The following is a 10493-nucleotide window of genomic DNA, read 5'->3' on the forward strand; positions in this document are numbered from 1 at the left end:
ATGGTGCTGAAGTTCCCCCGGCTTGCCGGCTGGGCCAGCCGGCGCGGTTCCCTGTGGCTGCTGCTGCTGGCGCTGGTGGTGGCCCTGCTGGGCCTGCTGGTCTGGCTGGCCGGACGCTACGAGTCCAGCATGGTGCAAAGCCGGCTGGAAGACCATGCGGCACTGGCCGTGACCGACATGCGCTCCGGCCTGAACCGCAACCTTCAGGCGATCCAGGCACTGCATGCCCGCGAGCGCAGCGCCGAGGCCTGGCAGGTGCCGGCAGCCCAGCTGCTGCACGAGCACCGGGAAATCCTGCGGCTGGAATGGCGCAACGAAACGCTCGACATGCTGGGCTTTGTCGAGACGCCGTTTCGCAAGTCAGTGTTCGAGCAGCTCGACCGCACCAGCCTGCAGACCGATGTGAGCCTGGCTTGTACCTCCGCCCGCCGGATGAGCGGCCCGGTGTATTCGACCAGCTACTTTTTACCCCAGGCTGACGGGCTGGGCATGGAAGTGTCGGACATGTGCCTGCCCCTGACGGACGCAGGCCGCGTGACCGGCTATGCGGTGGCGACCTATTCGCTGCAGGGCCTGCTCAGTGAACTGGTCAGCAAGCCGCTGTCGCAAGGCATCGGCCTGTCGCTCACCGAGGCGGACGGCACGCGCCTGGCGCTGTACGGTGTGCCGGCGCGCGCCAGCCGGTCCTTCGTGGCCCGGCAGCTGCTCGACCTGCCAGGCATCACCTTCGTGGTGCGGATGGAGAGCCGGCTGGGCACGCCGGCCCTGTTCCCCAATATCCTGACGGCGCTGGTGGCTGCCCTGTCGCTCGCCCTGATGGCCGTGCTCTTTTTGCTGGGCCGCGACATGCGGCGGCGCCTGCAGGTCGAGAACGACCTGGGCGAGGCGCTGGCCTTTCGCAAGGCCATGGAGAACTCCCTGCTGACCGGTCTGCGCGCCCGGGACCTGCACGGCCGCATCACCTATGTCAACCCGGCTTTTTGCAAGATGGTCGGCGTCGACGCGCAGGAGCTGCTCAACCAGAGCATGCCTTCGCCCTACTGGCCACCCGAACTGGCCGGGGTGTACCAGCGGCGCCAGGAAATGCGCCTGGCGGGCAATCACCTGCCGCGCGAGGGCCATGAGTCGGTGTTCATGCGCAAGGACGGCACGCGCTTTCCGGTGCTCATCATGGAAGCGCCGCTGATCAACGCCGTGGGCAAGCACACCGGCTGGATGAGCGCCATCCTCGATGTCAGCGAGCAGCGCCGCACGGAAGAAGTCTCGCGCGCCAGCCAGGACCGGCTGCAGGCCAGCGCCCGGCTGGCCATGGTCGGAGAAATGGCGTCCTTGCTCAGCCATGAGCTGAACCAGCCGCTGGCGGCCATTTCAAGCTACGCCACCGGTTCCCTCAACCTTCTGGCGCATGCGTCAGCGGGCGACCAGCCGCCCGATGCGCCGGCCTTGTCCGACGACCTGCGGCTGGCGATGGGCCGCATAGCCGAGCAGGCCGAGCGCGCCGGCAAGGTGATCAAGAGCGTGCATGATTTTGTGCGCCGCAGCGAGCGGGTGCGCGAGGTGGTCACGCCGCGCGCGCTGCTGGACGCCATCATGCCGCTGGTGATCCTGCAGGCACGCAAGCTAGGCGTGCGCATCAGCCTGGAAGTCGACGAGACCTGCCCGCCGGTGCTGTGCGACCGCACCATGGTCGAGCAGGTGCTGCTGAACCTGGCGCGCAACGGCATGCAGGCCATGCACAGCAGCGACGAAACCGGCCAGCCGGCGCTGGCGCTGTCCGGCAAGGTGCTGACCTTGCGCATCCGGCCGGCCGCCTCGAATGCGCACAGCCAGTGGATCGAGTTTGCCGTGATCGACCAGGGCGAAGGCATTTCAAGCGAGGTGGCGCGTCAGCTGTTCACGCCCTTTTTCACCACCAAGCAGGAAGGCATGGGCTTGGGCCTGAGCCTGTGCCGCACCGTGATCGAGCAGCATGGCGGTTTTCTCGGCTATGAAAGCGTCCAGCCGCAAGGTACTATTTTCAGCTTTACCTTGCCGGTGGCCGTGGCAAAGTCGGCAGCCGGGGCTGCAATGCACCACACGCCCGGAGAAAGCTGACATGGAACCGATCCACAATGCCACCGTCTACATCGTCGATGACGACAAGGGCGTGCGCGACGCGCTGGCCTGGCTGCTGCGCTCCCGGCGTCTGCCCAGCGAGTCGTTTGCCAGCGGCGAAGCCTTTGACGAGCGGGTGGCGCAAAACTTCGAGGTGCGTTCGCCATCGTGCTTGCTGCTCGACGTGCGCATGAACGGGCTCAGCGGGCTGGCAATGTTTGAAAAGCTGATTGGCTACGGCCTGCTGCCGACCCTGCCGGTGATTTTCCTGACCGGCCATGCCGATGTGCCAACCGCCGTCGATTCGGTCAAGCGCGGCGCGTTTGATTTTTTTGAAAAACCGTTTTCCGACAATGCGCTGGTGGACCGTATCGAGCAGGCGCTCAGCCAGTCGGCGGCCGCGCTGGTCCAGCACAGCCAGTCCACCGGCCTGCGCACCCAGCTTGACAGCCTGACCGAGCGCGAGCGCGCGGTGATGCAACTGGTGGTCGAAGGACTGCCCAACAAGCTGGTGGCCGACCAGCTCGACATCAGCGTGCGCACCGTCGAAGTGCACCGTGCCCGGGTTTTTGAGAAAATGGGCGTCAAGTCGGCGGTCGAGCTGGCCAATCTGCTGCGCAATCTGTAGCAGATGCAGCTTATTTCTTTTTTTTCTCCGGGTCTGGCGCCGCGCGCTCCGATTCGTCCTTCAGTTCGCCCTTTTGACGGCCCGAAAACATCGTCCACCACACAATGAACACCAGCAGCAGCAGCGCACCGAGCGCTTCGAGTAAAAGCAAGGCCATGATTGGTTCCTGGAAAGCGGCAGCAAGCCTGAAGCGGCCAAGGGGATTGAGGCCGTCATGGCGCAAGGTGTCGATTATCGCCATCGCCGCATTCATGGCCGCCTGTACCAGCGTGCCTTTGCCGCCCGCGTCCACGCCGGGCGGCGCGTCCGTTCCGGCTGGCGTGCGTCCGGGCGATGCCGGGCCTCTGCCGCCGCCCCGGCTCCTGGGGAAAAGCCGCTGGGTGGCAGTCCATTGGTCGGAATTGCCGGGCTTTGAGGAAGATTCGCTGTTTGAAGCCTGGAACGCCTGGATCAAGAGTTGCGAGCGACCCGGCCCGGTGTTTGCCCCCTTGTGCAGCGAAGTGCGGCGCCTGAGCATTGCCTCGGCGCAGGAACAGCGCGACTGGATGGTTGCCCGCCTGCAGCCCTACCGCGTCGAGTCGCTGCAGGGCAGCGCCGACGGCCTGCTGACCAGCTACTACGAGCCGGTTCTCAAGGCCAGCCGCCGGCCGGGCGGCGGCTACGCGGTGCCCGTTTACCGCACGCCGGCCACCCTGGGCAGCCGCAAGCCGTGGTTCTCGCGCCAGGAAATCGACACCCTGCCCGAAGCGCGGGCTGCCCTGCAGGGGCGCGAGATTGCCTGGGTGGACAACCCGGTCGAGGTGATGTCGTTGCACATCCAGGGCTCGGGCAGGCTTAATATTCTGGAGCCCGACGGCTCCCAGCGTGTCGTCCGGGTGGCGTATGCCGGCTCTAACGAGCAGCCGTTTCGCAGCGTCACCCAGTGGCTGGCAGACCAGGGCGAAGGCAAGATGCTCGCGCCGTGGGTGGAATCGACCAAGGTCTGGGCCTTCAAAAATCCCCAGCGCGTGCAGCAGATGCTCTGGAGCAACCCGCGCTACACTTTTTTCCAGGAGCAGCCGCTGAGTGAATTCGACGCCGCTTTTGGCCCCAAGGGCGCGCAGGGCGTGCCGTTGACGCCGGGTCGCTCGATTGCCGTCGATCCGGGCAGCATTCCGTATGGCACGCCGGTCTGGCTGGCGTCGCGCGGCGGCGCGGCCAACCTGCAAAAGCTGGTGCTGGCGCAGGACACCGGCAGCGCCATCGTCGGCGCGGTGCGGGCCGACTACTTTGCCGGCACCGGCGTGGACGCCGGCCTGCTGGCCTCGCGCGTCAACCAGCCGCTGCGGCTCTGGGCGCTGTGGCCCAAATAAACATTGAAAGACAGGAACATGAACAAACTTCTGGGCCAACGCATGGCGTCATGGATGCTGCTGGCAGGCGCCACGGCACTGGCCGGTTGCGCCGGCCTGACAGGCGGCGGGCCGTCGGCCACCGCATCCAACCCGGTGTACCGCTGCGAGCAGGGCCTGCAGTTCACCGTCCGGTTCGTCAACAACACGGCGGTGCTGAAAGGCGCCCGCGGCGACGACGTGCTGCTGCGCGATGCCGGCGGCCAGGGCATGCAGACGGTCTATAGCAACCCGCGTCTGCGCGCCGAGTTTGGCCTGGGCGAGGCCGGGCGCGAGGCGGCGCTGCAGTATCTGCAGCAACCGCTGGTGGCGCGCTGCCAGCGCGACTGAGCGCGCGCCGGGCACGGCGGGGTGTCATCAAGTTGAAACATGGACAGGCGACAGTACGCGGGTGATTGACCCCGCTGACGCCGGCCCTCTTCGCCGCGCGCAGCCTTATTTGCCCGGAGCGAACAACCCATGAAACCTGTTGCCACCCTGTCCCGTCGCCGTGCCCTGCAATTTTTTGCAGGTGCGCCCATGCTGCCCTTGTCGACCACCTTTGCCGGAAGCTTTCTGCTGGCCGGCTGCGGCGGTGGCGACGATGCGGTTGCCGCTCCGGCAGCCAGTTACAGCGGCGTGAGTTTTTCTTCCATGCCAGCCCCCACGCTGGCCAACGCCGCCGCCATGGCCACGACCACCGTCGGCTCGGTGATGACGGTCAACTACAGCGACAGCAGCAAGGTTGATTTCAAACTGGCCTACCAGCCTTTCTTTGTCACCGGCGACCTGGTGTCCGATGGCAAGGGCGGCAAGACGCTGTCTGGCGGCTACTACGACATCAACAACAAACCCATCATGGACAACACCGTGGTTGGCAAGGAGCGGCATTTTTTCTCTGACGCACCCGACGGCACGTCGCTGCTGACGGTGCCGGGTGCCAAGGTTGCAGGCGTCACCGGCAATACCGTGTTTGCCGTGGTCCAGTTCGAGTACACCAGCAGTGCACAGGACGGCGTGACGGGCATGTACGGCAAGCTGCCTTCACCCATCGCCGTGCTGACGCTCGACCAGAACGCCACGACCGGCAAGCTGTCGCTGGTGAAGTACCACAACGTGGACACGTCCGGCGTCAATGGCCTGTGGATCACCTGCGGCGCCAGCATCTCGCCCTGGGGCACCCATTTGTCGAGCGAGGAATACGAGCCCGATGCCTTCGCCTTGCGCAGCAAGAATTTCATGGATGACTTCAGCAAGAACCTCTACGGCGACGCGGCCAGGGCCAACCCCTACAACTACGGCCACCTGCCTGAAGTGACCGTCAACCTTGACGGCACTGCCTCCATCAAGAAGCACTACAACCTCGGCCGTATCTCGCACGAACTGGTGCAGGTCATGCCCGACAACCGCACCGTGTTCATGGGCGACGACGCCACCAACAGCGGTTACTTCGTGTTTGTGGCCGACAAGGAAAAGGATTTGTCAGCCGGCTCGCTGTACGTCGCCAAGGTGGGAACGGGATTTTCCATTGTCCCGGGCGATGCGGGTGCCGCACTGACCTGGATCAAGCTGGGCAGTGCCACCAGTGCCGAGGTTCGCGCCCTGGTCGATGGCGGCATCAAGCCCACCGACATCATGGACGTGCGCAGCACCGACCCGGTGGACGCGGCGTTCAAAAAAGTGGTGTCCAACGGCAAGGTGGAGTGGATCAAGGTCATCAACGAAAAAGCCGCTGCCTTCCTTGAAACCCACCGCTATGCCGCTTATGTCGGCGCCAGCATGGGCTTCACGAAGATGGAAGGCACCACCGTCAACATCAAGGACAAGGTGGCCTACTCGGCACTACAGAACATCCAGGCGTCCATGGTGGCGGGCGACAAAGCCAACGTGCCCGGCAACGGCATCTCCGTGCCCAAGGCCCTGGTGGCCGGCGCCGTGATGGCCCTCAACCTCAAGGGCGGCCAGAAAGACGACAAGGGCGCCGCCATCAACAGCGAATGGATGCCGGTGGACACCAAGGCCCTGCTTGCGGGCGAGGACATCACCTCCGACGCGCTGGGCAACACCGCCAACCCCAACAAGATCGCCAACCCCGACAACCTGAAGTTTTCCGAGAAGATGCGCACGCTGTTCATCGGCGAGGACAGCAGCCAGCACGTCAACAACTTCCTGTGGGCCTACCACATCGACACCAAGGTGCTGTCGCGCGTCATGTCGATTCCCGCCGGCGGCGAATCGACCGGCCTGCACGCAGTGGACGAGCTGAACGGCTGGACCTACATCATGAGCAACTTCCAGCATGCCGGCGACTGGGGCAGCATCCACAGCGTCGTCAAGGCCACGCTCGACCCGCTGGTCAAGGCCAACTACAAGGACAAGTTCGGTGCCGCCGTGGGTTACCTGACCTGCGAGCCGGCCCAGATGAAACTGGCCAAAGCCTGAAAACACGCGCGGGGAGGGCGCCGAAGCGCAACAGCCCCACTTCCGGCCCAGCCGGTTGCCCGGTCTCCTGCGGAGGCCGGGCTTTTTTCATTTTGCTATGAATTAAATAGCTAAAAGTACCCGCCCATAGAGCGGAAAAGCCATTATTGGTCTGAATTTCCGGTTCCGACAGCCAACAGATGCCCCGGCGGCAGCGCGCCGCTGGCCTTGACCTCGCCGAGCGAGAAGCCGGTGTGCAGATCCTTCACATTCGGCAGGCTGACCGGCACGTTGCAGGCGAACTGGCTCAAGCGGTTGGGGTCCGGCCACGTTCGCTGCGTGCAGCCGTTGGGCCGCCAGGGCGCGCGGGCAGCAGTCGCAGGCCACTGCCCGTTCTTCAAGGCGCAGTGGCAGCTTGGGCAATGCCGGCCAGTGCCTTGGCAATATTGCCGGCCACTGCGCATTCGGGCACGGCATGGCGTTGCGCCAGGTAGGCCGGGTCGTTGTAGCCCAGCCAGACCTGGCCAGCGGCGTCTTGCCAGACCAGGGCTTTGAGAGGCAGGTCGATGCCGACGGTTTGCGCACACTCCATGAACGGCGTGCCGCCCTGCGGGTTGCCAAAAATCAACAGCTCGGTGGGACGCAGTGTCTTGCCAATTTTGGCGGCGCCAGCGGCGTGGTCGATGCGGGCAAAAATATTCAGGCCGCGCTGCCTGGCCTGCGCTTCCACGCGGTCCATGGTGGTTTTGGCATCCACCGGGCTTTTGACGGAAATCAGTCCGTCCACGGCGCCAGCCACATTCACGCTGGCTGCCAGTGCAACGGCCGTAATGCCTTTGAATATTTGCATGAGGAAATTCCTTTTCAATGTGTTGACGCCGCCACAAACTTGGCGGCGCTGCCCGAGCAGTCGGAGGGGTGTGCTGGATTCTTATATGCGGCAGCCGCTGGACGTACCGAATAATTTGTAAAAACCACAAGCCGTGGATTACGTTTTATCCATGCTGCAAATTTTCCTTGGCGTCGATTGCCAGCATATAGGGGTAGCGAAGTGCACCGGGCTCTGCCAAATCGACCGTGAGACCGATCCAATGTTTTAGCTAGCACCGCTGGGCGGACACGCCCATGAACGCGCGGCAAACGCTTGCGCTGAACCGTGCGCTGGACGGCATGAAGGGCAAGCTAACGAATGCCAAGTGGACAACTATGCGCAAATGCTCTGCGGACACGGCACTCCGCGACATCAATGACCTGCTGGTGCGCGGGGTGCTGCGCAAGCTGGAGGGCGGGGGTGCGGAGTACGGGGTATTAGTTGGTCAAATAGGGCGAAGGCGGCTATCAACTGCCGAACAGCTCTGAATGCGTTCCGCAACGCACAAAGTTGATCGCGTTCGCTTCGATTTGGTAAATCAGCAGAAAGTCTCCACCGATATGGCATTCCCGGTGGTCAGCCCACTCACCTTTTAACGCGTGGTCCAGCCATTCAGCGCCCAGCGGTGCATCGTTCGCAATCAGCAGCAGCATCGCCGCTTTGAGCCGCGTCACGTCATAGCGACCTGAATGCGAAAGCCGGAGCCAGTCTTTCAAAAATGCCTTGGCATAGTCCGCAGCCCGTGGCGGCACCGCCCGCTTACTTGCCGCTGTTTTTTTCAAGATCGGCAAACAGCTTGTCGGCAGAAGCAAAACGGTTTTCACCGTTGCGCCGGCTGGCCATCATGGCGCGCGATTCTTCCATGGCCGCTTGCGTCTCGGCATTGGGCACCTTCAGCTCCAACGGAAAAGCCTGATCAACCACCACCCGACGCAAGAACAGGCGAACCGCATCCGACATCGACAACCCCATCGTCGTCAACGCCGCCGTCGCCTGTTCCTTGATGTCGTCGTCTATCCGAATATGAAGCATTGAAGTCTGCGCTGCCATGGTGTGGTTCCTCTGCAAGAAAGCGTAATTTTGTATCTCATTTGAGATTTTTGCAAGATGCTGGCCTCTGTACTTCGCAGCGCGTGCGGGCCAGTTAGGCAGACACCAGCACCCGCGCACCCGCACAGCCCGCGTTCTTGCGAATCTCGTCCACGACCACGCTGGCCGCGTCAAACTCCATGCCGTCTGACGCCGCCACGGAAACGATCTCCCGGAACGTCTGCGCGATGGATTCCAGATCGCTTGCGCCAAACCCCAGCAAATCCACATCCCGCGTGGGGTGGTGCGGCATGGCGCACCACAAGTTGAACAGCATCGCGCCTTTGAACACGAAATGATCGGCATGGGCAGACTGCCCCAGCCTGTACACCCCGCGCTCACACGCTCCAACGCACTGATCGCGGTTAGCCGCGTGAGCACCATCCGCGCAATGCCCAACTCCTGCAAGCGCCAGTACACGTCGGGATTGGGTGTCGGTAGCCATGGGCGGGAGTGTGTTCCGTTTGTGCGTTAAGTTAAATCGGATGGAATGATTTCGGAACAATCTTGCTGCTTGCAATTATGTAAACCATAGATTACATTTTAAGCATGCTCCAAATCCTCCGCACAGCCGATTTCGACACATGGCTGGCTGCATTGCGGGACAAAGTCGGGCAAAAGCAGGTGTTGGCGAGGCTGGCCCGTTTGTCTTTGGGGCACTGGGGCGACTGCAAGCCGGTTGGCGGTGATGTTGTCGAGCTTCGCCTGCATAGCGGTCCAGGCTATCGCGTCTATTGCTGGAAAGACGGCCTCACCGTGGTGATTGCACTGGGCGGTGGAGACAAGTCCAGCCAGGAGCGCGACATTGCCAAAGCACAGCACATGGTCACACTTTTGAAGGAGTAATCTGATGAATCCCACCGCCGCCGCACAACTTGGCATCAAACCCTTTGAAGCCGCCGACTACCTGCAATCCGACGAAGACTGCGTGCAGTACTTACAGGCTTGTATGGACGAGGCCCCAGAAGACGCCGCCCTGTTCACCAAAGCCGTAGGCGATATCGCACGGGCGCGCGGCATGATGCAGCTGGCCCGCGACACCGGCATCACCCGAGAAGGGCTTTACAAAGCGCTGGGCGAGCAAGGCAACCCCAGCTTTGCGACAGTTATCAAAGTCATGCACGCGCTGGGATTGCAGTTCAAGGTGGGCGCGCGGTCGGTGCAGGGTTGAGTGCCAAATAGGGCTGAAGCCCTCGTGGAGTATGCGCAACCGGCTATCAAATCAGAAGCAATTTGCCGTACCTTTCGGCCCGGCACGCAAGGCTTTCGTCATCGAGACCCTCTCAAAACCCCGGCGGGATTTGTGATGGGTGGGCGCCCAGCGGGTCCTACTCTGTCTCAGCCACCCGGCAGCTCGGCAAACTTTGCCGCCATCGTGGGGTTGCCCCGTGTGAGCTTCTTGATCGTCAGATCGTCGGCCTTGTCGTTGGCGAGTCGCAAATTGTTTGCTGACTTGTGCAGCGCTTCCTTGGTTTTTTCCAGGTCCTTGATCGCTTCGTCGATGCGCTTGATAGCCTCTTCAAACCCTTCGGAGGCCAGGCGCCAATTGCGCCCAAACGCCGTCTTGAATTCGTCGAGCTGGGTTTCGAACTTCGTGATGTCCACGTTCTGCGAACGCACCAGCGCCAGCTCGGACTTGTATTTCATCGCGTTCAAAGCGGCATTGCGCAGCAGCGTGATCAAGGGCACAAAGAACTGCGGCCGCACCACGTACATCTTGGGGTAGCGGTGCGATACATCGACGATGCCGCTGTTGTACAACTCGCTCTCCGGCTCCAGCAGGGACACCAGCACCGCGTACTCGCATGCCTTTTCAGTGCGGTCCTTGTCCAGTTCTTTCAGAAAATCTTCGTTCCTCTTTTTGGTCGCCGTTTCATCGCTCTCGTTCTTCATCTCAAACATGATGGAGACGATCTCGGTGCCTGACTGAGTATTCCGGACCAACGTGACCGGTGATTCCGGGATCGTGACCGACGTTCCGGTGAACGTGAACGGGAGGATTCCGGCAACGTGACCGCTT

13 protein-coding genes and 2 pseudogenes are annotated in these 10493 nt (G+C 62.6%); 8 read left to right on the forward strand and 7 right to left on the reverse strand.

All coding sequences use genetic code 11. The features are described from left to right. A complete protein-coding gene (locus GZ092_RS07620; RefSeq protein ID WP_293635793.1) occupies positions 1-2094 on the forward strand; it encodes an ATP-binding protein in 2094 nt (697 codons plus the stop codon). A gap of 1 nt (position 2095) precedes the next feature. Then, positions 2096-2722, forward strand: coding sequence for a response regulator (locus GZ092_RS07625; RefSeq protein WP_293635794.1), 627 nt, complete (start codon positions 2096-2098; stop codon positions 2720-2722). A 10-nt stretch (positions 2723-2732) separates the two neighbouring features. Here GZ092_RS07625 and GZ092_RS07630 read toward each other — a convergent pair whose 3' ends face one another. Next, the gene (locus tag GZ092_RS07630) at positions 2733-2879 is read right to left on the reverse strand and encodes a hypothetical protein (RefSeq protein ID WP_293635795.1); all 147 of its coding nucleotides are present in this window, start codon (positions 2877-2879) and stop codon (positions 2733-2735) included. Between GZ092_RS07630 and GZ092_RS07635 the strand changes: the two genes are divergently transcribed. The 3 genes from GZ092_RS07635 (at position 2827) to GZ092_RS07645 (ending at position 6534) form a co-directional block, all read left to right on the forward strand. Then, positions 2827-4074 carry an MltA domain-containing protein gene (locus GZ092_RS07635; protein ID WP_293635796.1) on the forward strand — a complete coding sequence of 416 codons (1248 nt, stop codon included), beginning with the start codon at positions 2827-2829 and terminating at the stop codon, positions 4072-4074. The two genes, GZ092_RS07630 and GZ092_RS07635, sit on opposite strands and share 53 nt — an antisense overlap. 18 nt (positions 4075-4092) lie before the next feature. Then, on the forward strand, positions 4093-4443 hold the full coding sequence (locus GZ092_RS07640; RefSeq protein WP_293635797.1) for a hypothetical protein: 351 nt from the start codon (positions 4093-4095) through the stop codon (positions 4441-4443). Between the two features lie 129 nt (positions 4444-4572). Beyond that, positions 4573-6534, forward strand: a complete 1962-nt coding sequence (locus tag GZ092_RS07645; RefSeq protein ID WP_293635798.1) for an alkaline phosphatase PhoX — start codon at positions 4573-4575, stop codon at positions 6532-6534. A gap of 143 nt (positions 6535-6677) precedes the next feature. On the opposite strand, the pseudogene GZ092_RS07650 reads toward GZ092_RS07645, so the two are convergent. Together GZ092_RS07650 and GZ092_RS07655 are read right to left on the reverse strand one after the other, a co-directional pair. Next, positions 6678-6821, reverse strand: a pseudogene (locus tag GZ092_RS07650) (Lrp/AsnC family transcriptional regulator); the annotation flags it as partial. 89 nt (positions 6822-6910) lie between these two features. Next, the gene (locus GZ092_RS07655) at positions 6911-7363 is read right to left on the reverse strand and encodes a DUF302 domain-containing protein (protein WP_293635799.1); all 453 of its coding nucleotides are present in this window, start codon (positions 7361-7363) and stop codon (positions 6911-6913) included. A 257-nt stretch (positions 7364-7620) separates the two neighbouring features. Between GZ092_RS07655 and GZ092_RS07660 the strand changes: the two are divergent. Then, positions 7621-7872, forward strand: a pseudogene (locus GZ092_RS07660) (hypothetical protein); the annotation flags it as partial. Here the strand turns inward: GZ092_RS07660 and GZ092_RS07665 are convergent. The 3 genes from GZ092_RS07665 to GZ092_RS07675 all read right to left on the reverse strand — a co-directional run bounded on the left by GZ092_RS07665 (position 7852) and on the right by GZ092_RS07675 (position 8918). Continuing rightward, positions 7852-8166: a type II toxin-antitoxin system YafQ family toxin gene (locus tag GZ092_RS07665; RefSeq protein ID WP_293635800.1), complete on the reverse strand. Its 315-nt coding sequence runs from the start codon at positions 8164-8166 to the stop codon at positions 7852-7854. The pseudogene GZ092_RS07660 and the gene GZ092_RS07665 sit on opposite strands and share 21 nt — an antisense overlap. Beyond that, entirely contained in the window at positions 8144-8434 is a 291-nt protein-coding gene (locus GZ092_RS07670; protein ID WP_293635801.1) for a type II toxin-antitoxin system RelB/DinJ family antitoxin, read from the reverse strand. The genes GZ092_RS07665 and GZ092_RS07670 overlap by 23 nt, the downstream gene beginning before the upstream one ends. A 94-nt stretch (positions 8435-8528) precedes the next feature. Next, the gene (locus GZ092_RS07675; protein ID WP_293635802.1) at positions 8529-8918 is read right to left on the reverse strand and encodes a nucleotidyl transferase AbiEii/AbiGii toxin family protein; all 390 of its coding nucleotides are present in this window, start codon (positions 8916-8918) and stop codon (positions 8529-8531) included. Between the two features lie 104 nt (positions 8919-9022). Between GZ092_RS07675 and GZ092_RS07680 the strand changes: the two genes are divergently transcribed. Next, the gene (locus tag GZ092_RS07680; protein WP_196864488.1) at positions 9023-9319 is read left to right on the forward strand and encodes a type II toxin-antitoxin system RelE/ParE family toxin; all 297 of its coding nucleotides are present in this window, start codon (positions 9023-9025) and stop codon (positions 9317-9319) included. Positions 9320-9323: 4 nt separating this feature from the next. After that, the gene (locus GZ092_RS07685) at positions 9324-9644 is read left to right on the forward strand and encodes an addiction module antidote protein (protein ID WP_293635803.1); all 321 of its coding nucleotides are present in this window, start codon (positions 9324-9326) and stop codon (positions 9642-9644) included. A gap of 167 nt (positions 9645-9811) precedes the next feature. On the opposite strand, the gene GZ092_RS07690 is transcribed toward GZ092_RS07685, so the two are convergent. Further along, positions 9812-10493, reverse strand: a 682-nt coding sequence (locus GZ092_RS07690; RefSeq protein WP_293635804.1) for a DUF2130 domain-containing protein, incomplete at its 5' end; no start/stop codon positions are given.

This window comes from Polaromonas sp. (assembly GCF_010365105.1).
Lineage (GTDB): Bacteria > Pseudomonadota > Gammaproteobacteria > Burkholderiales > Burkholderiaceae_C > Polaromonas.